22 protein-coding genes are annotated in these 23,927 nt (G+C 61.2%); 10 read left to right on the plus strand and 12 right to left on the minus strand.

Annotated elements, in window-relative coordinates:
* Positions 1-98 precede the first annotated feature (98 nt).
* Entirely contained in the window at positions 99-983 is an 885-nt protein-coding gene (locus tag J4G14_08370) for an SDR family NAD(P)-dependent oxidoreductase (protein ID MCE2457815.1), read from the minus strand.
* 1,156 nt (positions 984-2,139) lie between these two features.
* Here J4G14_08370 and lpdA point away from each other — a divergent pair.
* The 5 genes from lpdA to J4G14_08395 all read left to right on the plus strand — a co-directional run bounded on the left by lpdA (position 2,140) and on the right by J4G14_08395 (position 7,489).
* Positions 2,140-3,531: a dihydrolipoyl dehydrogenase gene (lpdA, locus tag J4G14_08375; GenBank protein ID MCE2457816.1), complete on the plus strand. Its 1,392-nt coding sequence runs from the start codon at positions 2,140-2,142 to the stop codon at positions 3,529-3,531.
* Between the two features lie 83 nt (positions 3,532-3,614).
* Complete coding sequence (gene pdhA / locus J4G14_08380) at positions 3,615-4,589, plus strand: pyruvate dehydrogenase (acetyl-transferring) E1 component subunit alpha (protein MCE2457817.1); 975 nt, start codon at positions 3,615-3,617, stop codon at positions 4,587-4,589.
* Positions 4,590-4,671: 82 nt separating this feature from the next.
* On the plus strand, positions 4,672-5,649 hold the full coding sequence (locus J4G14_08385) for an alpha-ketoacid dehydrogenase subunit beta (GenBank protein ID MCE2457818.1): 978 nt from the start codon (positions 4,672-4,674) through the stop codon (positions 5,647-5,649).
* A gap of 77 nt (positions 5,650-5,726) precedes the next feature.
* Positions 5,727-7,160 (plus strand): 2-oxo acid dehydrogenase subunit E2, encoded by a 1,434-nt coding sequence (locus J4G14_08390; GenBank protein MCE2457819.1) that lies wholly within the window; start codon positions 5,727-5,729, stop codon positions 7,158-7,160.
* A gap of 35 nt (positions 7,161-7,195) precedes the next feature.
* Positions 7,196-7,489: a DUF433 domain-containing protein gene (locus tag J4G14_08395; GenBank protein ID MCE2457820.1), complete on the plus strand. Its 294-nt coding sequence runs from the start codon at positions 7,196-7,198 to the stop codon at positions 7,487-7,489.
* A 50-nt stretch (positions 7,490-7,539) separates the two neighbouring features.
* Here the strand turns inward: J4G14_08395 and J4G14_08400 are convergent, their stop codons facing one another.
* The 5 genes from J4G14_08400 to J4G14_08420 all read right to left on the minus strand — a co-directional run bounded on the left by J4G14_08400 (position 7,540) and on the right by J4G14_08420 (position 12,475).
* The gene (locus J4G14_08400; GenBank protein ID MCE2457821.1) at positions 7,540-8,538 is read right to left on the minus strand and encodes a sulfite oxidase; all 999 of its coding nucleotides are present in this window, start codon (positions 8,536-8,538) and stop codon (positions 7,540-7,542) included.
* Positions 8,539-8,767: 229 nt separating this feature from the next.
* Positions 8,768-9,853 (minus strand): S-(hydroxymethyl)mycothiol dehydrogenase, encoded by a 1,086-nt coding sequence (locus tag J4G14_08405; GenBank protein MCE2457822.1) that lies wholly within the window; start codon positions 9,851-9,853, stop codon positions 8,768-8,770.
* An 83-nt stretch (positions 9,854-9,936) separates the two neighbouring features.
* On the minus strand, positions 9,937-11,394 hold the full coding sequence (locus J4G14_08410) for an MFS transporter (GenBank protein ID MCE2457823.1): 1,458 nt from the start codon (positions 11,392-11,394) through the stop codon (positions 9,937-9,939).
* Entirely contained in the window at positions 11,391-12,113 is a 723-nt protein-coding gene (locus tag J4G14_08415; protein ID MCE2457824.1) for an LppX_LprAFG lipoprotein, read from the minus strand. Before J4G14_08415 ends, J4G14_08410 begins: the two co-directional genes overlap by 4 nt.
* A gap of 161 nt (positions 12,114-12,274) precedes the next feature.
* Positions 12,275-12,475 carry a twin-arginine translocation signal domain-containing protein gene (locus J4G14_08420; GenBank protein ID MCE2457825.1) on the minus strand — a complete coding sequence of 67 codons (201 nt, stop codon included), beginning with the start codon at positions 12,473-12,475 and terminating at the stop codon, positions 12,275-12,277.
* Between the two features lie 330 nt (positions 12,476-12,805).
* Between J4G14_08420 and J4G14_08425 the strand changes: the two genes are divergently transcribed.
* The 4 genes from J4G14_08425 to J4G14_08440 all read left to right on the plus strand — a co-directional run bounded on the left by J4G14_08425 (position 12,806) and on the right by J4G14_08440 (position 16,775).
* On the plus strand, positions 12,806-13,423 hold the full coding sequence (locus J4G14_08425) for a hypothetical protein (protein MCE2457826.1): 618 nt from the start codon (positions 12,806-12,808) through the stop codon (positions 13,421-13,423).
* 354 nt (positions 13,424-13,777) lie between these two features.
* The gene (locus J4G14_08430) at positions 13,778-15,250 is read left to right on the plus strand and encodes a mannose-1-phosphate guanylyltransferase/mannose-6-phosphate isomerase (GenBank protein MCE2457827.1); all 1,473 of its coding nucleotides are present in this window, start codon (positions 13,778-13,780) and stop codon (positions 15,248-15,250) included.
* Between the two features lie 33 nt (positions 15,251-15,283).
* Positions 15,284-16,441: an alanine--glyoxylate aminotransferase family protein gene (locus J4G14_08435; GenBank protein ID MCE2457828.1), complete on the plus strand. Its 1,158-nt coding sequence runs from the start codon at positions 15,284-15,286 to the stop codon at positions 16,439-16,441.
* Between the two features lie 13 nt (positions 16,442-16,454).
* Positions 16,455-16,775, plus strand: coding sequence for an antibiotic biosynthesis monooxygenase (locus J4G14_08440; GenBank protein ID MCE2457829.1), 321 nt, complete (start codon positions 16,455-16,457; stop codon positions 16,773-16,775).
* 2 nt (positions 16,776-16,777) lie between these two features.
* On the opposite strand, the gene J4G14_08445 is transcribed toward J4G14_08440, so the two are convergent.
* A complete protein-coding gene (locus J4G14_08445) occupies positions 16,778-17,704 on the minus strand; it encodes an ADP-ribosylglycohydrolase family protein (GenBank protein ID MCE2457830.1) in 927 nt (308 codons plus the stop codon).
* Position 17,705: 1 nt separating this feature from the next.
* Positions 17,706-19,385 (minus strand): DUF885 domain-containing protein, encoded by a 1,680-nt coding sequence (locus tag J4G14_08450; GenBank protein ID MCE2457831.1) that lies wholly within the window; start codon positions 19,383-19,385, stop codon positions 17,706-17,708.
* 107 nt (positions 19,386-19,492) lie between these two features.
* On the opposite strand from J4G14_08450, the gene J4G14_08455 reads away from it, so the two are divergent.
* Positions 19,493-20,368 (plus strand): aldo/keto reductase, encoded by an 876-nt coding sequence (locus tag J4G14_08455; GenBank protein ID MCE2457832.1) that lies wholly within the window; start codon positions 19,493-19,495, stop codon positions 20,366-20,368.
* A gap of 17 nt (positions 20,369-20,385) precedes the next feature.
* Here the strand turns inward: J4G14_08455 and J4G14_08460 are convergent, their stop codons facing one another.
* The 4 genes from J4G14_08460 to J4G14_08475 all read right to left on the minus strand — a co-directional run bounded on the left by J4G14_08460 (position 20,386) and on the right by J4G14_08475 (position 23,849).
* Positions 20,386-20,865: a DinB family protein gene (locus J4G14_08460; protein MCE2457833.1), complete on the minus strand. Its 480-nt coding sequence runs from the start codon at positions 20,863-20,865 to the stop codon at positions 20,386-20,388.
* Entirely contained in the window at positions 20,865-21,986 is a 1,122-nt protein-coding gene (locus J4G14_08465) for a CoA transferase (protein ID MCE2457834.1), read from the minus strand. Before J4G14_08465 ends, J4G14_08460 begins: the two co-directional genes overlap by 1 nt.
* 143 nt (positions 21,987-22,129) lie before the next feature.
* Positions 22,130-23,278: a hypothetical protein gene (locus tag J4G14_08470; protein ID MCE2457835.1), complete on the minus strand. Its 1,149-nt coding sequence runs from the start codon at positions 23,276-23,278 to the stop codon at positions 22,130-22,132.
* Between the two features lie 253 nt (positions 23,279-23,531).
* Positions 23,532-23,849 (minus strand): leucine-rich repeat domain-containing protein, encoded by a 318-nt coding sequence (locus J4G14_08475; protein ID MCE2457836.1) that lies wholly within the window; start codon positions 23,847-23,849, stop codon positions 23,532-23,534.
* Positions 23,850-23,927: the final 78 nt, after the last annotated feature.

Here is a 23,927-nt window from a genome sequence, read left to right on the forward strand (position 1 = left end):
CGCTACATCTACCTTTCTGGATTGCTGACCGTCCCACCGTGACAGTGGGTTCCCGCTTTCGCGGGAATGACGGTTGGGGGCCTAGAAGCCGCCTCCGATCATCTTGGGGAACAGGACGTCCATTTCGTCCATCGTGAAGTTGCCCCACTTCTGCACTGCCCGCTCGATTCTGGGCTGTGAGTAGAGGTAGATGCTGCCGCCGCGCACGCCGAAGACGTTGCAGTTGATGTGCGGCGACGCGTGTGTGCATAGGTATACGGCGAGCGGAGCGACGTTGTCAGGATCGTCGGGGTGTCCCGGACCTTCCCAGTCGCCCACACCCTCAGGCGTGAAGATTCCGGCGCGCTCGTCGCGAGTTGGCGAGTCGACTGCCGCGACCCGGTACTCCTCGACCGAGCCGGGGAACAGCCTGCGTTGCAGGTGACGCCGTAGCGTCCCATGTCGCGCCCGACCGTCCTGGTGAGTCCGACGATCGCCTCTGACGCTGCCGCGTAGTTGGAGCGGCCCATGTCGCCGAGACCTGCGTCGGACGTCATGTTGACGATGCGTCCGCCTCGCTGCTGCCTGAACAGGATGCACGCGAACTTGGTCGCCGTGAACGTCGCCTTGGCGTTGTTGAGCATCACACGGTCCCAGTCGTCCGGCGTCATCTGCCAGATCATGCGGTCCCTGAGCATGCCGACGCTGTTGACCAGCGCGTCCACCTGTCCATAGGTGTCGACGGCCTGCTGGATAACCGATTCACCGCCCTCCATGAGGGCCATGTTGTCAAAGTTGGCCACGGCCTCTCCGCCGTTGGCCTGGATCTCCGCGACTACGCTGTCTGCGGGATCGTGCGAGCTGCCGGTTCCGTCGACGTCGCTGCCGAGGTCGTTGACGACGACCTTCGCACCCTCTTCAGCCAGCAGAAGCGCGACGCCCCTGCCGACACCACGTCCGGCGCCGGTTACGACCGCAACCTTACCTTCCAGACGGTTGCCCATGTATCACCTCCAGTGAGTATTTCGTAAAACGCTCCGCCCCATTTTCTGCAAAGCGGTGGGACTGATTCCCAATCGTATTTCGGGCAACAATATACTGCATCCCGTAGCTGGCTGTCATGGGGGTGACGGCCGCTTCCATCAGATAAGCCACACTCGTAGGGGCAACCCTTGTGGTTGCCCGCGTTGGTTCAGAACCCGGGGCGCCCCTACGTGAATGTTCACATTCCCTCTCACCTGTGCTAAATTGGATGATACGAACGGTTGTTCGAGTAGGTGGCCGAGGGTCCACACTGTCCAACCAGTTCTGCGAGCACCTTAACAGCGTGATATATCTGCATGACCGCGACACTTGTCGCACCTGTCGCACTCTGTCGCACATCTAGGTCCGCGACACCTGTCGCACCTGTGTCGCACTTTGTCGCAGACCGATGACCGGGACAGGTGTACGGGACATGTCCCATCTGTCCCGGAGCAGGTTGCGTAACACCGTGTTTCAAAGCTGTTTCAGGTGTTACGGGACAGCGAGTGGGACAACTGCGGGACAGTTGTCTCAGTGTCGCGGTCCAATCGTAAATTCAGGGAATTTCAGGCGTTACGTCAAACGTCCGTAACAACCACACACCCCCATTTAAGGGGGTGTGGTGTGCGGTTGTTTTGCTGGGAGGGTGTCTCAGGAGTTTCGAGCATTCCCGCAGGCGAGGTTTTCGCCCTCACCCCAGCCCTCTCCCCAGGAGAGGGGGCTGTTGGTTCTGGATGAGCTGAGTTGCGTCAGGCGAGGTTTTCGCCCTCACCCTGCCCTCTCCCCTGGGAGTGGGGGCTGTTGGTTCCGGGTGCTGAGGAGATGCGTCAGGCGGGGTCTTCGCCCTCACCCCAACCCTCTCCCCCAGGAGAGGGGGCCGGTGGATGAGATTGCTCAGGAGGGTCGCGCGCAACGTTTTCGCCCTCACCCCCGGGAGAGGGGGTCGTTGGCTGGCATTTGGAGCCTGCCAGGCAATACTTGCAGCATCTCACTCCTCACTCCTCTTCACTCACTCCTGGAGAAGTACGGTTCTCCCCATAACGCGACAAACTGTTACCAGTGTTAGCTATGGTGTAAAATGACTTGCGGCGTCTGTCTGACTCTATAGGTAGACGTGCGTAATCATTCGAGGGGTGACTGTTGGCCGAATATGATGTTGTGGTGCTCGGCTCCGGCCCGGGCGGCTATGTAGCTGCGATTCGCGCCGGACAGCTGGGCATGAAGACCGCCATTGTCGAGCGTGATGCCCTGGGGGGCATCTGCCTCAACTGGGGCTGCATACCTTCCAAGGCGCTTCTTAGAAACGCTGAGGTGCTCAGCCTCATAAATCACTCCGAAGAGTACGGAATCACCGTCGATGGCGTGAAGGCCGACTTCTCCAGGGCCATAGACCGGAGCCGCAGGGTCGTGGACCGTCTCACCCGTGGGGTGGCGACGCTGCTTCGCAGGAACGGCGTCGAACACGTCGTCGGCATGGGATCTCTCACAAACGCCACTACTATCCACGTCGACGGCCCGGAAGGCACAAAGGCGCTGACCACGGACAACGTCATCGTCGCAACCGGAGCGAGACAGCGACACATCCCTGCGCTCGCCATTGACGGCGAGACGGTCATCACCAGTCGCGAGGCGCTAGCACTGCAGCGCGCGCCCACCAAGGCCGTTATCATCGGCGGAGGCGCGACTGGATGCGAGTTCGCCTACATGTGGCGCGCGTACGGCACCGACGTCACCATCGTGGAGCTGCTTCCAAGACTCGTGCCGAACGGCGACGAGGAGATTAGCGCCCAGCTTGAGCGCTCTTTCAGGCGGCAGGGCATCCAGATAGCCACCGACGCGCAGGTCCAGGGGATCGCAGTCAACGACGGCACGGCCAAGGTCTCGATCCTCACCAAGGGCGAGAACACCATCCTCGACGCCGACATCGTCCTGGTGGCTGTCGGAGTCGAAGGGAACACCGACAAGATCGGCCTCGAGACGGTGGGAGTAGAGGTCGACCGGAGCTTCATTCCAATCGACGACATGATGAAGACGAACGTCAAGGGCATCTACGCCATTGGCGACGTCACGGGCAAGATGCTGCTCGCCCATGTTGCTTCTGCACAGGGCGTGACTGCAGTCGAGCACATCGCAGGTCTCAACCCGCAGCCTCTGGACTACGCCCAGATTCCGAGCGCGATCTACTGCAGACCACAGGTGGCTAGCTTCGGCATGACTGAGGAGCAGGCGCAGGAAGAGGGCTACACGGTGAAGATCGGAAAGTTCCCGCTCGCGGCCAGCGGAAAGGCGCTGGCGCTGAACGAGGCGGAGGGCATGGTCAAGCTGGTAGTCGATGCCGAGATCGGCGAGGTCCTTGGCGCACACATGATTGGCGCGGAGGTCACAGAGCTTCTTGGCGAGCTGGGCATGACCCGGCTCCTGGAGGCCACGACGACAGAGCTGGGCTGGCTTGTTCACCCACATCCGACGATCTCAGAAGCCCTCAAAGAAGCCGCACTCGCCGCGGAAGGAGAGGCCATACACATCTAGGAGTGAGAACACAGGAGTGAGGAGTGTAAGAGAAGTCTCGCCCCTCACTCATCGCCACTCATTCCTCAGACGCCGAGGATCACATGAAAGTAGCCCTGGACATCGATAAGGCACAGGTCGCCGAGTACTACCGGATGATGCTTCTCATCCGACAGTTCGAAGAGGCAAGCTCCCGGCTCTACATGCAGAGTCTCATACGAGGCTTCCTCCACCTGTACATAGGCGAGGAAGCTGTGGCCGTTGGCGCTGTCGGCTCTCTCGAGCCGCAGGACTACGTCATTACCCACTACAGGGACCACGGCCACGCGCTGGCAAGGGGCATGGACCCCAAGGCGTGCATGGCCGAGCTGTGCGGCAGGGCGACAGGGTCCAGCGGTGGCAAGGGCGGCTCGATGCACCTGTTCGACGCAGAGAAGCACTTCATGGGCGGACACGCCATAGTCGGCGGTCAGATGCCCATCGGCGTCGGCATAGGCCTCGGCATCAAGATGAAGCAGGAGAACGGAGTCGTCCTGATCTTCTTCGGAGACGGCGCCGTGAACGAGGGCGAGTTCCACGAGTCGCTTAACCTCGCATCCCTCTGGAAGCTGCCGTGCATCTTCTTCCTGGAGAACAACCTTTACGGTATGGGCACCCACGTGGACCGCACCCACGCCGCTGGCCGCGACATCTACAAGTCTGCCGAGTACTACGACATCCCGGCCATGCAGGTCGACGGAATGGACCTGCTGGAAGTGCGGGAATGGACCAACGAGGCGATCCGGAGCGCGAGGGCCGGCAACGGTCCTTACTTCATCGAGGCGATGACGTACCGGTATCGCGGACACTCGATGGCCGACCCGGTCAACTACCGCGAGAACTCTGAGGTCGAGGAGTGGCGCATCAACGACCCCATCGACAGGTTCAAGGCGTTCGCCCTCGGCGAGGGACTGATAACGCAGGATGAGCTGCACGAGATCGACACTGAGGTCACCGCGGAGATAGAAGAGGTCGTCAAGTTCGCCCGGGAGAGTCCGTTCCCGGATATGGACGCCCTGTACAAAAACGTTTACGCCTGAGAATAGTGAATGGTGAATTGGCAATTCAGAATTCACTATCCCCAATTCGACAATCCGAACATCCAGTGAGGGCGGACAACCCATGGCCGAGATCATCGTAAGAGAGGCTATCGCACACGGCCTGCGCGAGGCGCTCGAGCAGGACGAGAACGTCTTTCTCCTCGGAGAGGACATAGGCGAGTACGACGGCGCATACGCCGTGACGCGCGGGTTCCTCAAGGACTTCGGTCCGGAGCGAATCCGGGACACGCCCATATCGGAGTCTGGCTTCGTGGGCGCTGCCGTCGGGGCCGCGCTCGTGGGCCTGAGGCCGATCGTCGAGATCATGACGATCAACTTCTCGATGCTCGCAATGGACCAGATCATCAACCATGCGGCCAAGTTCCACTACATGTCGGACGGTCAGCTCACGGTCCCGATGGTCATCAGGACGGTAACCGGAGGCGGCGCACAACTTGCGGCGACGCACTCGCAGAGCCTGGAGGGCTGGTACGCTTCGGTGCCCGGCCTGAAGGTCGCCGTTCCTTCGACCCCCTACGACGCTCTCGGGCTGCTGAGGACGTCCATCAAGGACGAGAACCCTATCATCTTCGCTGAACACGCTCTGCTCTACGGTACGAGGGGCGAGGTGCCGAGCGAGTACTACGAGGTGCCGTTCGGACAGGCCGCAGTTCGCCGCGAGGGATCGGACGTGACCATCGTCGGCTACTCCCGGATGGCGCATATTGCCATGGAAGCCGCGGACATCCTGGCGGAGAGGGGCCGCCGCGCAGAGGTCATAGACCTGAGAACGCTCAGGCCCTTCGACGTAGACACCATCGTGGAGTCGGTCAAGAAGACCAACCGCGCGGTCGTGGTCGAGGAGACATGGCGCACGGGCGGCTTCGCCGGCGAGATCGCAAGCGAGGTGCAGGAGGCTGCTTTCGACTACCTTGACGGCCCGGTGGTACGCGTCGGTGGACTCGACGTTCCGGCGCCTTACTCAGGGCAGATCGAGGCCGCGACCATCCCTGACGCAAGTCGCGTAGTAGATGAGATCGCCAGAAACTTCGCAATTTGAACAACGTTCAACTACTACCATCAACAGCACCGCTGTCCTAACATTGCCTTATTCAAACCCCAGAGAGGAAAGAACCGTTGGCAACTGAACTGACAATGCCCCAGATGGGATATGACATGCAGGAAGGCACCGTGGTGCGCTGGCTGAAGGCCGAAGGCTCCAACGTGGAGCTGGGCGAGCCGGTAGCCGAGATCGAGACCGACAAGGCGGTCGTCGAGTTCGAGTCGTACGCATCGGGCGTCCTGCAGACGATTCTGGTCGCCGAGGGTTCTACCGTGCCGGTCGGCGAGGCCATTGCAGTCGTCGGCGAAGGGGATGTGGCAGTAGCAGATGCACCGGAGCCCGAGCCTGAAACTCCAGAGCCGGCGGCCGAACCGGAGGCGGTTGACGAGGAACAAGATGCCGTCGAGGCCATTCCCCTTGGCGCAGCTTCCGCTCCCTCCACTGACGGAGTCGCAACGGCTCCTGTGGAAGAAGCTCCTGCCGAGCAGCCGGTAAGGGAAGGCGGCAGAGTCTTCGCCACGCCCGTCGCCAGGCAGCTTGCCTACGAGTCCGGCGTGGACCTTTCGACCGTCGACGGCTCCGGACCGGGCGGTCGCATCGTCAAGGAAGACGTTCTGAATATCATCGAAGCAGGCACGGAAACGACCCCAGCGCCTGTTCCAGTTGCCGAAGAAGAGTCGGTCGTCGAGCCTGAGGTAGAAGCTGTACCAGAATCGGTACCAGCCGCCGAAGTCGAACCTGAACCCGAGCCAGAGCCGGCACCGGTCGCTGAAGTCGAACCAGAACCGGTTGTCGAGCCCGAGGTCGAAGCTGAACCCGAGCCTGAGCTGATCCCGCTCTCGCGCATGAGGCAGCAGATTGCCCGCGTGACGATCCGCTCGAAGAGCGAGAAGCCTCACTTCTACGTCAACACCGACGTGGATATGACAAAGGCCATGATGCTGAGGGCGCAGATCAACCAGGTGATGGCGGCAGACGGCGTGCGCGCCACAGTCAACGACCTGATAATCGCTGCCAGCGTGATCACGCTGAAGCGGTTCCCCAAGTTCAACGCCTTCTACGAAGACGGCGGACTCAGGATGAACGACGACGTCAACGTCGGCATCGCGATGGCTGTCGAAGAGGGGCTGATAATGCCCGCCATCGTCGGCGCAGGAGAGATGTCTCTCAGGGAGATCGCACAGGCCAGCAAGGAGGTCGCCGAGCGCGCACAGCAGGGTACCCTTGCTCCGCAGGAGTACGCGGGCGGCACATTCGCGATATCCAACATGGGTATGATGGGAGTCACCAGCTTCGTGGCGATCATCCAGCCGCCACAGTCAGCAGTGCTTGCCGTCGGGGCAGTCCAGAAGCGCCCGATCGTCGATGACGACGACCAGATCGTAGTCCGCCAGATGATGACCGCCACCCTCTCAGCCGATCATCGCATAGTCGACGGCGCAGAGGGCGCAATGTTCGTCAACGAGATCAAGGGCCTGCTCGAAAACCCCCTGAGCATCATTCTGTAGGGCGAAATATGAAGCCAACTCCAACCAACGCATATATGGATGGACACATAGACATCACTCCCGGCTACTCCGGCGGCGAGCCCCATATCAGGGACAGGCGTATCAAAGTCCGGCACATCGTGGTGTGGCACGAACGGATGAGCATGAGCCCAGACAAGATCGCTGACGAGTACGATCTCACGCTAGCCGACATATACGCAGCGCTCGCCTACTACTTCGATCACCGAGAGGAGATCGACCAGGCAATCATTGACAGCGATAGCTTTGTGGAAGAGAAACGGAAGGCTTCTCAATCACTACTGCAGGAAAGGCTCGCCACACTGCGCTAGCTGAATGGCAGATCACGTAGAGTACATCTGACGGATGTCGGATCCCTCGACTACTCCACCCGCACTTCCACCCGGTGGGTCATGTTGTTGCCCATGCCGTGGTAGTTCCAGATCTGCTCTGAGGGCTGTTCGTTGCCCTCCTCGTCGGTGGCGCGGACGCACAGGACGTGTTCTCCGGGCGTTGCCTTCCACTCGGCAGACCATGAGCGCCATGCGAAGTCGCCTACGTGAGGTCCGAGGTCGGCGTCGGTCCATGTCTGGCCTCCGTCACCGCTGAACTCCACCCTCGTCACGTCCAGCCTGCCAGCCCACGCCTTGCCTTCTACCTGGTGCGTGCCTGCCTCGACGAGCCTGGTACGTGTAAGATAGTCGGGGACTCCGGGCGGCACCATAAGGGAACGAACGCGAATGAGTTCGACCGGCTCGCCCTCCTCTTCTGCTGACTGCACGTAGCGATAGGTCCTCTTCTGCTGGTAGCCGTCGAACTGGTGGTCAATAGCTTCGATGCGCGACAGCCACTTCACGCTCGTCATGCCGTACCAGCCGGGCACCAGAAGGCGCAGCGGGTAGCCGTGCTGAGGTTGCAGGGGCGCCCCGTTCATGCCGTAGACCAGCATGACCTCATCACGCATCGCCTGTTCGATGGTCAGACTCCGCTGGTAGTCGTGAAGCTCGCCTCCCTGGACTCCGCGATCTGTTCCGGTGAACAGCAGCCCGACCGCGTCTGAGGAGATTCCCGCCTCTTCGAGAATCGGACGCAACGGCGTGCCTGTCCACTCGGCGGTACCGATCGCCTCCAGCAGCCACGGCTGGCTGATCGCACGCGGTTCCATCAATATCCGGCCGTTGCCGGCGCACTCCATGGTCACCGGCATGGAGACCTGAGGGCGCGACCGGATGTCGTCCATGTCCAACCTGACGGGACTGTTGACAAGGCCGCCGATCTCCAGGGTCCACGACGCTTCATCGGCAACCGGAATGTCGAAGTGGATCAGCAGGAAGTGCATCCCAGTTGGGGTGATGTCATAGTGCAGACCCTCCAGCGGCATCCCCCTGTTGCGGAGCGCAAGCTGGATCTCCTCCCTGTAGAATAGGTCGGTCTTGGCGGTCTTGTCACCGTCTCCGACCGGTCTGAACTTGTACACCGTCTGCTGATCGACCAATGCAATCCTCCGATGAAGAAGTCCCGACCGCTCCCCGCCTCTGGATTCCCGCCTTCGCGGGAATGACGGTTGGGTATGTGGCCTGGGCGATTTTCTTGCCAATGACTGGGGAATGCTACAGGAGCACTACCGAGCGCAGCACCTCGCCGCGTTCCATCTTGTGGAACGCCTCTTCGACGTCGTTAATGCCTATCGTCTCAGAGACGAACCCCTCAAGGTCGAGACGGCCCTGCAGGTGCAGGTCGATGAACATGGGGAAGTCCCGGGTCGGCAGGCAGTCGCCATACCAGGACGACTTGAGCGAGCCTCCCCTGCCGAATACCTCGAGCATCGGGAGCTCTATCTTCATGTCCGGACTTGGTACACCTACAAGCACTACCGTCCCTGCGAGATCGCGCGCGAAGAAGGCCTGCTCGTAGGTGGAGGGATGGCCCACGGCCTCGATGGCCACGTCGACGCCGTTTCCACCGGTTAGCTCTCTGATCGCCTCGACAGCGTCGGTCTGCCTCGAATTGACAGTATGAGTCGCGCCGAAGCCCTTGGCCCACTCCAGCTTGCGGTCGTCGATGTCGACAGCGATGATCGTGTGAGCTCCAGCAAGCCGGGACCCCGCGATGGCCGCGTCCCCCACACCGCCACATCCTATGACCGCAACCGAGTCGCCGCGTGTGACTCCGCCGGTGTTGACCGCAGCGCCGAGGCCCGCCATCACGCCGCAGCCGATGAGTCCGGCTGCCGCAGCGGACGCAGCCGGGTCAATCTTGACAGCCTGTCCCGAGTGCACAAGGGTCAACTCAGTGAAAGCTCCGATTCCCAGGGCTGGAGAGAGTGAGCTCCCATCGGCGAGGGTCATCTGCTGCTCAGCGTTCATGCTGTCGAAGCAGTACCACGGCCGTCCGCGCAGGCACGAGCGGCAGTTTCCGCAGGGAGCGCGCCACGCGATGATGATGAAGTCGCCAGGCGCGACGTTGGTCACGCCGTCACCGACGCTCTCCACAGTCCCAGCGGCCTCGTGACCTAGCAGGAACGGGAATTCGTCGTTGATCGCCCCCTCGCGGTAGTGGAGGTCGGTATGGCAGACCCCGCACGCCTGCACCCTGATCAGCACCTCGCCCGGACCTGGGTCTGGAACAAGTATGTCCTCGACAGTTACTGGTGCTCCTCTCCCGCCTGCGATCACTCCCTTGGTCTGGTTTGACATCGAATCAGCCCTCCAACATTGGCTCAGATGATGAATCAAAGAACGGGGCTTGCCCCGAACGAATCGAGGGCGATTCTACCAGATCAGTCCGACAGTCGCCGCTGGACCATGAAGGCTGTCGACACCACGGCCGCCAGTGCAACGCCCATCGCTATGAGGAAGAAGTCGCTGAACACCGACAGTCCGGCGTCGATGAGGTGCTCCTCGAACTCGGCCACCCGCGCGCTGGACTGCTCCGATGTCTCGCCAGCGACTGGCAGCGGTAGCTCGAGTCCGACCACGAGCTGCGCGAAGCGCCCGACACCCCAGGCTGTCAGCGCGGCCAGTCCGAATGTCATGCCGACGATGCGCATAGCGGTCACGACCGCGGAGGCAGCGCCCCGGAGCCCCACGTCCACCGAGTTGGTCGCTGCCAGGGCGATCGGCGCGATCAGCAGTCCGAATCCGAGTCCGGCAGTTGCCAGGTGCAGCGTCATGGCCGGGTCGACGATGTCCAGACCCCAACCACTCATGAGCCCGTAACCCAGGGCGATAAGCAGCAACCCCACTACCGAGGGCACACGATAGCCGAATCGCTGGGCGGCGTACCCGCCTGCCACGGCTCCAAAGGGAATGGCTATCGTCATGCGCATCAGCATGAGACCGCCGTCGAGCGCGGTCAGGCCAAGTACAGTGTTGGCCATGAGGGGAACTGTGACCATCCCGATTATCAGGGCTGCGCCCAGCAGCAGGTGTATCACATTCGCCGAGCTGAAGGAGACCGCCCTAAACATCTCAAGCGGTATCAGCGGGTCCGACGTCGTCCTCTGTCGCAGTAGGAACAGACCGAAGGTCACGACCGCGGCAGCGACGTAGACTACGAATGGCCACCCGAGCGCGTCGATCCTCGACAGCGCCAGCGTCAGCATGGACAGGCTGATCGCGATCAGCCCACCTCCGATGTAGTCGATGCGCGATGGATACCTCGGACTCGGCCCCAGCATGATGAGCAGCATCACCAGCACCAGCGCACCAAGCGGGATGTTGATCCAGAACACCCAGGGCCAGTCGAGAAACCTGCTGATCAGTCCGCCCCACAGGGGCCCAATGACACCCCCGGCCTCGGCGGACGCGCCCATGAGTCCCAGCGGGACCGCCCTGCGTTCAGGCTCGAAGAGGTCTCCCACGATGGCTATGGAGATGGGCACCAGCGCACCGGCACCTACGGCCTGAACAACACGCGCGGCTATTAGCCATGTCAGGCTGGTCGTCAGCGCAGCCACAATCGACCCGGCCATGAAGACGAGCATCGACGCCACGTACATATTGCGGTGTCCCCAAACGTCAGACATGCGCCCCATCAGGGGCATCGCGGCAACGTAGCCGAGCAGGTAGCCGGTGATGGTCCACGATGCGCGATCAAGCTCGTTGATCTGCACCCTGAGATCGAACATTATCTCAGGGAGCACCGTGACGATTACGGTCTGGTCGTCGGCAGCGATGAACACTCCAACAAAGACCGGCAGGAGAGCCAGGTAGGGGGACTTCCTGAGGCCACTCATCCGGGTGGTTCTATCGTGACCTGCTCGTTGAATTCAGAGAGCGTGATTGTACGCACGACCCCGTCCGGCTCACTCGCCGTCAATCGCCCGTCCAGTATCGCCCGTGTCAGGTACAGGCTGTCCGAGTCGATGTTAAGGCGCACGTCAACCGTGTTCCCCTCCATCAGGCCGCCGAGCAGCGGTTCGAGGGCTTCCACTGGGAGAGCGCCTTCGATCACGAACTCCGAGTCTGACTTCTCGATGAGCACTGGACTCTGTACTTCCGTCATCATCGACCCGATGCCTCGTTGAGGGTCGAAGAAGCCCAGCGGGCTGACCTCGCGTGCAACCTGTTCCCACGCTCCTGTCAGCGGGTTGGTCATGTAGCTGTCGTCTCCCAACGTGATCAGGCTGGACCGAACGGCAAAGCTGCCTAGAGTGCCAGCGAAATCGACCGACACAGCGTCCGGGTTGACTACCCTGCCATCAGCCTCTGTGACCCGGAGACTCTCCGTCAGGGGTGTGGCACCCTCCCGGTTGTGTTCGAGCTGGAATCGGAAGGTGTTCAGCGCAGACGTCGCCGCACCCGATCGGGTGAGCAGTGCAGCAACGTCAATTGGAGTTGGGGTGGGATCTGGAACAGCGGTGGGGTCTGGCTGTGGACTGTGGCCGCAGCCAACAAGCATGGCTGCGATGAACACTGTTCCAAGCAGAGTGGCGATCGTGGAGTTGACCGTCATGATTTCGTTCGCCGGCCTACGGGCGGCCGTTTCGGCTGGGGACTGATTTGCATTCCTGCTCAGTGGTCCGACGTGACGGACCCAAACAGCAGACTTATGGTGAAGTGCGCTCGCCCTGCCGTGAAGCGCGCAAGCGCCTCGATCCCGTATATGAACGAGGACTACGCCTCCGGGTACCTGCTCTTGTCCGGGGCGAAGATCGAGTCCTGGGGCAGGTCTGGCATCCCCCTACGCCTGACAAAGGCGGACAGGAAGCGACTCGATACCACGGTCAGCGCGGCAGCGCCAGCGATTCCAAGGGGTACTCCCTTGAGAACCTGTCGTCGTGTGAACCCGCGCTTTGGCTCATTTCTGTCGTTCATTCAAAGCTCTCTCTTAGAGGTGGAATTTAGGTACGGCGCCATTATACAGGTATCATCCCGCAGGTGTAAGGCAGACACAGGTACGATCAGGCTCCTTCATTTTCGGCTGTCACTGGAGTAGCTCGTTCGTGGTGAGCCTGTCGAACCATGAACGGGCCTTCGACAAGCTCAGGGCGAACGAGAGATTTACGACGAGGAGAAAGTGAAGAGTTCCTGCTGGTACGACGACTTCCGGGAGGTGCTCCTGGTCGCCCCGCCCCGCTTGACACGGGTCGATTCTGAGGTCAACAATCGCCTGCGTCGGCCGGTCATTCAGAACTGGAGGCGAAAGTGTCCACCAAGTTGGTTCAAGCTACGTTCGGCGTTGGCGAGTCTGACCTGCCCAGACTGGCGCTCCCCGTACACAGCCTGCCTGACAGGTACGAATCGTACACTCAGACCAGGGAAGAGGAGCTGGGCAACGCCAAGATGGCCGTCCACGGGTTCCCCGGCGCGACGGAAGAGCGTTTTGAAGAGATCGGGCGAGTCAATGGGTTCGTCCGGGAATTCTGGTCCCCCTCGGTGGACCAGAGTGCCGATGGCGCCGATGTCCTGGTGGGATCGGTGGCGCACATCTTCAACACGCCGGACGGGGTGTACGACTGGATGCACGACGTTTTTCTCAGTGACTTTTTCAACAACATCGGTGCCGACGCTGGTGAAGACCAGGTCCTCGTATCAGCCGATCAGTTCACTCCCGAAGGGTTCTTCGACGAAGCAGTCGGGCTTAGAGCCGGCTACAACAGGAGTGGGCATCCCATCACGGCCACGATAATCGACTTCAGGGTCGGTAGGATCCTGGGAGTCGCATACGTAGCGACCACAGGTGATCACGCGAGGGTCGAAGAGGCAACCGACCTCGGCATGAAGATGGAGGAGTCGATCGTCAGCGTCGTCCTGGGCGTGTGAGGGTTGAGCTATCCTTATTGGGATGATTTCATCTCAGGCCCGAGGCAATTGAATCTTGCTTCAACTCTAAGCACACCCTGACGGTTGTATGAGAATTACACTGACTCTGGACAACGACGTTGAAGCAGATCAATGACGAGATCGAGGCCTAGTGATTTAGACAGTATCGGAATGGATGTTCCGGCCCCTAGCCTCCTCGAAAAGTCCCTGCGGGATTCTCTTCGATATCCTCGATCGAGAAACTGAGTGGCCGTGGCATCTCTTGCATCGGAGTCGGTCTAGCAGTACCGTAGGGACTGTGAGACCCGCGCTTAGCAGCGGCACCGGGCGCAAGTCCTGTATGCCCACGAGGGATTGAATCTCGCCATGACATTGCATCCCGTAATTCTTGCCGGAGGATCAGGGACAAGGCTTTGGCCACTCTCCAGAGAGTTCTATCCGAAGCCGTTCCTGTCCATTTCAGACAGCCACTCGATGCTGCAGGACACCGTCCTGCGACTGGACGGCGTGGACGAGGTCGCCGACCCGATTGTCGTGTGCAACGAAGAGCACAGGTTCCTCGTTGCCGAACACTCCCGGCAGGTAGACCGGCTGCCTACCTCGATACTCCTGGAACCGGTTGGACGCAACACCGCACCTGCCCTTACGCTCGCTGCACTGACCCTGTCGGAACAGGCAAACAACGGGGCGAGTCCTGTGATGCTGGTACTGCCGGCGGACCACGTGATCTCCGACGTAGCCGCATTCCAGCACGCTGTCACTGTCGCGTCCGAACTGGCTGAGCACGACAACATAGTTACCTTCGGAATCACTCCAAGCTTCCCCAGCGTCGGGTACGGTTACATTCGCCGAGGTGACGAGTTCTTCAACGGGTTCAAGTCCGATTCGGCAATGGCCTACGAGCTTGCCGAGTTCGTGGAAAAGCCCGACCTGAACACCGCCCAGTCGATGCTCGAGACCGAAGAGTACCTGTGGAACAGCGGCATGTTCGTGCTGCGCACGTCGGCCTGGCTGGAAGAGATCGAACGCTTCAGACCCGATATCATCGACGCATGTCGCAGCGCCCATGCCAGCGGTGCGCACGACGGTCTCTTCTTCCGCCCCGACGCTGAGACCTTCGCAGCGTGTCCGCCTGACACGATCGACTACGCCGTTATGGAACGAATCGTCGGCTCGGAGACCAGTCGTCGCGCCCTCGTCGTTCCCATCGATGCCGGCTGGTCGGACGTAGGCTCGTGGGCAGCCATCATGGACGTGAGCGACAAAGACGACGACGGCAACGTGGTCCGTGGCGACGTCTATACTCACGACATGCGGAACTCGATGATATTTGGTCACAACAGGCTGGTCGCTGCCGTCGGCCTCGAGGACGTAATCGTAGTGGATACCCCGGACGCGGTGCTCGCAGCAGACCGAAACCGGGCCGAGGACGTTCGAGAGCTCGTTGCTCAGCTGGAAGCTGAGGGCAGGCCAGAACGCGAGAACCACCGCCAGGTCCACAGGCCCTGGGGCTGGTACGAGGTCATCGACTCCGGGGAGCGCTTCCAGGTCAAGCGCATCTCGGTCAACCCTGGTCAGGCGCTCTCACTGCAGATGCACCATCACCGGTCAGAGCACTGGGTGGTGGTCAGCGGCACCGCGAAGATCGTCAAGGACGACGGCGAGTCGCTGCTCTTTGAGAACGAGTCGGCGTACGTGAAGGTAGGCGAAACTCACAGGCTGGAGAACCCGGGCACTATCCCGCTCGAAATCATTGAAGTGCAGTCAGGAAGCTATCTTGGTGAAGATGACATAGTCCGGTTCGACGACCGGTACAATCGCAGGTAAAGGAGCCTCATGACTGAAGACCACTCCAATGCGATGATTGGCGTACCTCCTCGCATATTGCTGGGTCCCGGACCTTCGATGGTCAACAACAGGGTGCTCCAGGCGATGATGCAGAACATGATCGGATACCTGGACCCTGACTACGTCGACATAATGGACCAGGTCTCCGGACTTCTGGGCGAAGTGTTCCAGACGAAAGAGGCGTACACGATGGCGCTCTCCGGGACCGGATCGTCCGGCATGGAGGCCGGGTTGTCCAGCATCCTGGAACCCGGCGACACCGTGATCGTTTGCATCTACGGGTACTTCGGTGAGCGGATGGTCGACATGGCTACCCGCGTCGGCGCAAACGTGGTCGCGCTGCGCTCCGACTGGGGCAAGCCATTCCCTGAGGAGATGCTCGAAGAGGCACTCAAAGAGAACACTGACGTGAAGATGGTCGCAGTTATCCACGCCGAGACGTCCACCGGCATCAGGCAGCCTCTGGAGGGCATGTCCAGACTTGCCAGTGAGCACGGGGCCCTATTCATGGTCGACGCTGTGACGTCGCTGGGCGGCAACGAGGTCGCATTCGACGACCTGGGCATCGACTACTGCTACAGCGCGACCCAGAAATGCCTGGGATGCCCACCCGGTTTGTCACCCGTGGCAGTCAGCCAGCGCGCCATGGAGTCCATCAGGTCGCGTGAGACGCCACCTGCCTCGTGGTACCTGGACCTCAACCTGAACGCCAACTACTGGTACGCCCCCAGGGTCTACCACCACACCTCGCCGGTGAGCATGGTGCTCGCACTGGGCGAGGGCCTGCGCGTAGTCCTCGAAGAGGGCCTCGAAAACCGATTTGCCCGTCACGAGCGCAACGCAGAGGCGCTGAGGGCCGGACTCGAAGCGCTCGGGCTGGGAGTAGTTACACCCGAAGGCTACAGGCTCGCACAGGTCACTCCCGTCTGGATACCCGAGGGCGTGGACGACGCCGAGGTGCGGGCGAAGCTGCTGGCCGACTACAACATAGAGATCGGGAAGGGCCTCGGCGCGTTTGATGGCAAGGTCTGGCGATTCGGACTCATGGGCGAGTCCAGCCGTCCCGATTACGTGCTGCTCGCGCTGTCGGCCATGGAATCAGTGCTGTCGCAGGTCGGGTACGAAGTCGCACCGGGCGCCGCCGTCTCAGCAGCAAGTAGAGTCCTGTAAAGAGGAGTTCCACATGTACGTCATCATCGCTCCGATTCAGATCAAAGAAGGCTACAAGGACCGATTCATCGAGGAGATGATCGGCGACGCCCGGGGATCTGTGAACGACGAGCCGGGATGCCTGCGCTTCGACGTCATCCAGGACGCCGAAGACGAGAACCGCATCTGGCTCTATGAGGTCTACAAGGACGAGGACGCCTTCCACGCCCACACTCAGGCGCCACACTTCATCAAGTGGCGAGACGCGTCCGCGGACTGGCGAGAGGACTCAGGACTACAGGGCGCGGGCCGGGGCGCTACCAACATCTGGCCCCCAGACGACGAGTGGAAGTAGCTCTAGCGCTGGGCTAGTTCATACAGGCTGTCGGCCATTGATGTGATTTCGGCTGACATCGTCAGCTTCTGGCGCCATTCTGCCGGAATCGATTCGACACCGTAGTAGGCGCCTGCGATCTGACCGTAGATCGCGCCCGTTGTGTCAGCGTCATGGCCGAGATTGACGGCCTTCAGTGCCCCCGTCCTGAAATCGTCGGTACTGTGAAAGGCCCAGAGAACCGCTTCAAGCGAGTCCACGACGTAACCTGTTCCCTTGATCGCAGGCGGCTCTTTGAGCTTGAACGAGCCGGAGGCTATGTCGGCGATCTTCGGAGACAGTGGGATAATGTCCCATAGCCCTTCGACGGGACAGTAGTGCGGGGCGAGAAGCGTATCCTTGTCGACGCCGTTGAACGCGCCGACCAGCAGGCCAGCGAAGTAGCGGCAGGCGTCCACGGCTTCATCGGTACCGTGCGTTGTCATGGAACTCGCCGCGCTACGACCAATGGCCAATTCAGCGTCCGCCACGAAGCACATGGGGACAGGAGCCAGCCGCATCAGGGATCCGTTCCCAGCAGACATGGGGTCTGTAAAGCCAGAGTATGGATCGCCGGTACCCTCAAATAGACTCAGGGCACTCCTGACGGTATTGCCAATGTCGAAGCACTCACCGGTCGAGGACAGATAGCCTTCACGCCACCACCTGACGTAGCGTTGCATCTGGTCCAGGGGGTCGTAACCCTTCTTCTCGATCAAACTGGTGGCCAAGCATAGCGCCATCGACGTGTCATCAGTCCACTGACCAGCCTCCAATGGAAACGGCCCGCCTCCAATCATGTCGTCTATGGGCTCGAACGTGCCTGGTTCCCTGAATTCCAGCGTCGTACCCAACGCGTCGCCTGCCGCCAGTCCCAGCAGACAGCCGCGGAAGCGGTCAAGAAGCGTTATCTCACTCACGCCGGAACTCTTCCCGCATCTGGGTTAGACCCATCGGGCCCAGCGACAGTGCGCGGGTGTGCCACTCCTTGAGATCGAATGACGACCCGAGGCGCTGTTTCGACTCCTCGCGCGCCGCGAGCCACTCGCGCTCGCCGACCTTGTAGCTGATGGCCTGCCCAGGGATGCCGAGATAGCGGTCGACCTCGCTCTTGACGAAGTCCGCAGGGAAGTGACTCTTCAAGATGATGAACTCCAGCCCAAGCTCCGGGGTCCACACCTGGCCAGGATGGAAGTCCTGGCCGTCGGGTATGGCAAGCTCCAAGTGCATCCCGATATCTATGATCACGCGCACCGAGCGGAGCGCCTGTGCCCGGAGCATCCCGAGATAGTAGTCGGGGTTCTCAAGGTAGCCGAGCTCGCCCATCAGCCGCTCAGCATATAGCGCCCAGCCCTCGATCTGACCGGATGTGCCTCCCAGGAGACGCTGGAATCTCGATAGCTGCTCAGACAGTGCGACTGTCGTACCAAGATGGAAGTGGTGACCGGGAACACCCTCGTGGTAGGCGATAGAGACCTCGCCCCAGACTGGGAAGCGCGTCTTTCCGCCGGTCGGATACCAGGTACGGCCCGGCCTTGAGAAGTCCTCCGAGGGCGGCGTGTAGTACATCGCCAGCGCACCGCCCGGAGGCGCGATCAGGGCCTCGATATTCTTCACAGGCTCGGGTATGTCGAAGTGCGTGCCGTCAAGCTCTGCGATTGTCCGGTCCTGCAACTCCTGCATCCAGACTTTGAACTCCGCCTCGCCCTCGATGGCCCTTGCCGGGTCGGTCTCCAGCAACTCCTTCGCGGCCTCGACGCCCTTTCCCGGTGCGATCCTCTCGGCAGTCTCTGCCATCTCCGATTCAACCCACGCGAGCTGCTCCCAGCCCCAGTCGTAGGTCTCGCGAAGATCGGGCTCGATTCCGTTGTACCCCCGCGCGCCCAGCGAGTATCGCTCTTCCCCGACTGCATCCCGATCGGATGCGCCGGGAACGTAAGTCTCGCGGAGGAAGCGGGCCATTTCAGTCACTCCCTCTTCGGCTGTACTAGCGGCGGCAGCCAGGTCGGACCTGAGGCCTGCCGAGTCCACTCCTGACTCGTCGAACGCATCGACGAGAGCCTGGAAGAACGAGGCACTGCCCTCAGCCGCGCCGGTCCAGACGTCACACTGCCCCGCGGTCTCGCTCGCCTGTCGCCTCGCGACGACAAGGCCACGACTCAGCCCTTCTTCAAGGGTGCGCCGGTAGCTGTCGAGAGCCGTCGGGATCCGAGCCATTCGAGAGGCTATGTTCGCCCAGTGCTCCTCTGTCTCGCGTGGCATCAGGTCGAACACCTGGCGGACGCTGTGGACGGGACTGTGAATCATGCTCAGGCTTCTGAAGTGCTGGTTGGCGTCGTGCTGGTCGAGGTTAAGCCTCAGGCTATCTCGCATCGCGTCTCGCGCGATGCGGTCACGCTCGTCTTCGACTCGCGCTGTATCAAGCTCGGCCAGCGTATCGCGGTCGAGCTGGGCTGAGGCCTCGCTCATCTCTGGCGAGAAGTCGTTCATCTCGTGGTCGTGGCCAGGCACGCCCATGTAGGTAGCGCTGATCGGACTCATCTCCGCAATGCGCTCAACGTACCGGTCGGCGATGTCGAATACTTGGGACATTTTCTGTATGCTCACTCCATTGACGAAGATTTCGAGAGCGAAAGTCTATCACAGCGACCCGTGCGTATCGTGTAGCAGTCGCTCGACTTCCTGAGGAGGACAATTCAATGGAAAAGCGCAGACTCGGACGCACAGAGCATGAGAGCACCGTCGTCACATTCGGAGCGTACTCGGTCGGCTACGTAGACCAGGACGATGCAGACAAGGCCATTCAGCTACTCCTAGATCACGGCGTAAACCACATCGATATAGCGCCTTCGTACGCCCAGTCCATGGAGAGAGTCGCGCCGTGGATGCCGGAGCTCAGGGAGAAGATGTTCCTGGGATCAAAGACACGGTTCCGAAGTCGTGACGAGGCGTGGCGAGACGTCGAGAGCATCATGAAGCGGATGAACGTAGACAGCTTCGACCTCTTCCAACTCCACTCAGTGGTCAACATGCACGAGCTGGACCTCGCCACCGCCGACGGGGGCGCGCTAGAGACGCTGGTCGAGATGCGTGAGCATGGCCTGACCAAGTGGCTCGGGATCACCGGTCACGGGCCATACGTTCCAAGCACGATCCTTGAGAGCCTGAACCGCTTCGACTTCGATACGGTCATGTTCCCGCTGAGCCCGGCAATGGCCAGAGACGCCAACTACCGCCGCGACTCAGAGGCGCTGCTCACTGAGTGCGCGGCCAAGGATATAGGTATTCAGACGATCAAGATGATCGCCCGCGGCGGCTGGGGTACCGGGTCGCGTGACCTCCACACGTGGTACGACCCGCACCGCGAGCAGGAGGACATCGACCGTTCTCTGTGGTGGGTGTTGTCACAGCCGATGCACACTGCGCCAAGCTCAGGCGAGGTCAGCCTGCTGCCAAAGGTGCTGGACGCCGCCCAGCGGTTCACGCCAATGACGAGCGACGAGCAGGAGGCCGCAGTCGCGGCGCAACGTCCGCCGTTGCCACATCCGGAACTCGCGATTGTCGCCGCTGACTAGGTGACTTCGGGAACAGCTTACGAGTCGGTGTCCAGCCCGATCAGCCGGCGTATCGACTCAGTGTGATCCGGGTAGTGCCTGAAAGTGTTGCTGCCGATGACGTCGGATGGCGCCCATTCGGCTGGCATACCCTCAAAGTGTGCGGCGTCGTGGAGCGCTTCTTCAGGCAGCAGCTCAAGCTGCTCGACCAGAGCCGGGAACACACAGGCAACTTCAGCCCGCACCTCTTCGAGAGACATGCCGGAGACTTCCCCATGGACGGCGGCGTTTCGCTCCTCCAAGGGCAGCGCCCACCAGTCCGAACCTACCAACGCTCGTGCCTTGAGCACCCCGATCATCTCTCGCTCGTACCACATCAAGTGGGCGAGGATGTCCTTGGCCGACCAGTCGCCCTCTACTCCTGGCGTCAGCATCTGGTCATCGGGAACCTGGCTCAGGAGTTCGTCCCATAGTTGCCGCTCGGACTTTACGCGGTCGATGAATTCGCGCTTGTCCACTAGACAATGCCCTCGTCCCTTAGTGCGCCTACCTCGTCGGGCGTCATGCCGAGCACGTCGTCGAGTACCTCATCGGTGTGCTCACCGAGAAGCGGAGGAGGCTGAATCTCGACTTCGTTACCCTCGACCTTGATGGGGCATCCAATCACCTGGTAGTCGCCGCGGACGGGGTCGTGGATGTCCACGATCATCTCCCGCTCTTTCAGGTGAGGGTCTGCCAGCACGTCCAGCGAGTCCTGGACAGCCCCAGCGGGGAATCCCAGGTCAGTGAAGATCTCCATCGCCTCGTGCTTGGTTACGGTGCGCGTCCACAAGCTGACGATCTCCTCGACCTCGGGACCACGCTCCTGACGTGCCTCAGCAGTCGCGTAGCGAGGGTCGCCGATGAGGTCGGCGCGTCCTGCCAGTGCGAGCACCGTGTCCCACGCGTCTCCGGCCAGCACCAGCGCCACGTAGTCGTTCGGGCCACCCGGCTTGCACGGATACACAACTGACGGGCCTCCCCAGGTGCGGTTACCCTCTCGCGGGATGGGCTTACCCGTGTTGAACGTGTCGATCATCCGGATGCGCATCAGGTTGACTATGCCGTCCTGCATGGCAACCTCGACACGCTGGGCCTCGCCTGTGGCGTCACGCTGTCTCAGCGCGGCCAGCATTCCTATGCCGGCGTGGAGGCCGGTACCTGAGTCGCCGACGCCCGGTGCCACGAAAGTCGGCTCACCGCCCGCATCTCCCTGCGCGCTCATGGCTCCGCCCATGGCCTGGGCGATATGCTCGAAGCTCTTCACGTGGGAGTGCGGGCCGTAGCTGCCGAAGCCCTTGATGGTGCAGTAGACTATTTTCGGGTTGGCCTGCTTGAGCGCGTCGAAGCCGAGGTCGAACCGCTCCATCTGGCCGGGGGCGTAGTTCTCGACGACGATGTCGGCCTTCGCAACCAGATCCAGCAGGATCTCGCGACCGCGCTCGCTCTTCAGGTTGAGGGTGATGCTGCGTTTATTTGCGTTGAAGACGATGTAGTAGAAGCTGTCTACGTCCTCGGAGATGGCTCGCTCGTGGCGAGTCCTGTCGCCGACGCCCGGCTGTTCAACCTTGATGACGTCGGCGCCCAGGAACGCCAGCAGTTGGGCTGAGTGAGGTCGACTATGCGTATCCCTTCAAGTGGACCAGACATGCACTGCCGTCAGGCGGCAATCACCCTCACCCTAGCCCTCTCACATCAAGGGAGAGGGGACTTCGTGTCGTATGGTCGGGAACTCAAAGCCCTTTAGCGACCGAACTCGGCGGCTATGCGCTCGCCGACTATCTGCTCCTCGCCCTCGTACAGACCGAAGACATGGATGTCGATGTGCTCCTCGCCATCGCGAACGCGCGTCCAGATCGGCGGGTCTCCAGCCTTGAGCCTGTCAACCAGCTCCTGTGCGGTGAATCCGGCGACGTCAGAGTCCACTTCGAGATGCACACCGAACGGCTGGTGGCCGATGATGTTGTCTATCATCTCAGCCTTGAGTCCGGGGATGTTCCTGAGCGGCCCCAGGATGGTCTGGCTGCGCTGCTCTACTTCGGCGAGACGCGCTTCGTGGTCCATGGTGAGCCAGCGTTTGGTCGCCGCAACCGCGCCGATCATCTCCTGGCGGTCGACCTTGTGAGGCCTGCCGATGCCCCTGATCCTGCGTCCCTCGTAGCCCACGAACGACTGGTATCCGAGCTTGCGGATCATGTCCTCGGTGCCGAGCGCGAGTCCGGTCGACTGCGGAGCGCCCATGTACTTGGCGGCTATGCACTGGAAGTCAGCGCCCATTCGCACGTACTTACCGAAGTTTTCGAGCGGATAGATCTGTCCAGCCGCATCGACCGTGACCATGATCCCGTGTGCTCTGCCGATCTCGATGCAGTCCTCCAGCGAAAGTACGTTAGGGTCCGGGTCCTGCTCTACGGCGTAGAAGTGGACCGCTGCAGTGTTGGGGCCGATGGCGTTCTCGAGGTCCTCACGAGTCGTGCCTTCGTCCGAGCCGAACTCGACGAGCTTGGCGCCGGAGGTCTCAAGGCAGCGGTCGTACCAGTAGCGCTGTCTTCTCTGAATGAGGAACTCGTTCTTCATCCCTGTGGTGTCAGGGAGCTGCTGAATCCTGTCGTCGTCGTCACCTGCCATCACGGCAGCGGCGGCCAGGGTCAGCGCCGATCCGGCTCCGGAGGTGATCCATGCAGCAGGCACGTCTGCCATATCAGCGATCGCGCGTCCGGCCTTCTCCTCTAGCTCTACCAGCGGAATGTAGGCGACACCTGCCGCCTCCATTGCTTCAACCACCTCGGGCACAGGAGTCGAACCACCGAGCAGTGTGACGCTGCCTATTGCGTTGATGACCGGCTGCGCTCCGATTTCCTTATAGATACCGCCCCATTCAATGTCAGCCATGTGAGGTCTCTCCTTGTGCTACGTAGATACCTACGTTACGACGTGTGAATTGCCACGCCATATGCTACTCCAAGAATGGGACAGTCACAATAGCACGTCTCAAGTGGGAGACTGTGTCAGTTTGGTAGGCAGTGCTTTCACCCTCATCCCCGGATCGAGTCCGGGGCAGGCGCTAGCCCTCTCCCTGAGGGAGGGACTCCAGGTTCCGTAGGGAGGCACCCACCAAATTGACACAACTTCATCAAGCTGACTGCTACTTGCAGTCTTCCAGCCCCAGGCTGTCCACGTCGCTGTGGTCAGTGTCACGCAGCATCGGAGGCAGGCAGCCCGTGATCTGGTTGCCGCCCAGCCAGAGTCCTCGCAAGCCGGACAGGTCGCCGAGCCCTGATGGGACCGAGCCTATAAGGGCGTTCTCGGACAGGAAGAGCAGCTGCAAGTTGCTCAGACCGCCAAGCTCAGCAGGGATCTCTCCCGACAGCGAGTTGCCGTGCAGGTCGAGATACCTGAGCTGCGACAGCGACCCCAGTTCAGCCGGGATGTCCCCTCTCAGATCGTTGTTCCTGATTGATATTAGAGGGTGTCTGAGAAGTCATTTCAGGTAGGGACAGCCAGTCGGTGTAGCATCAGCCTGACCATGGCAGCATACACG

It is taken from the genome of Dehalococcoidia bacterium, from assembly GCA_021295915.1.
Taxonomy (GTDB): Bacteria; Chloroflexota; Dehalococcoidia; order Lucifugimonadales; family UBA1123; genus VXRN01.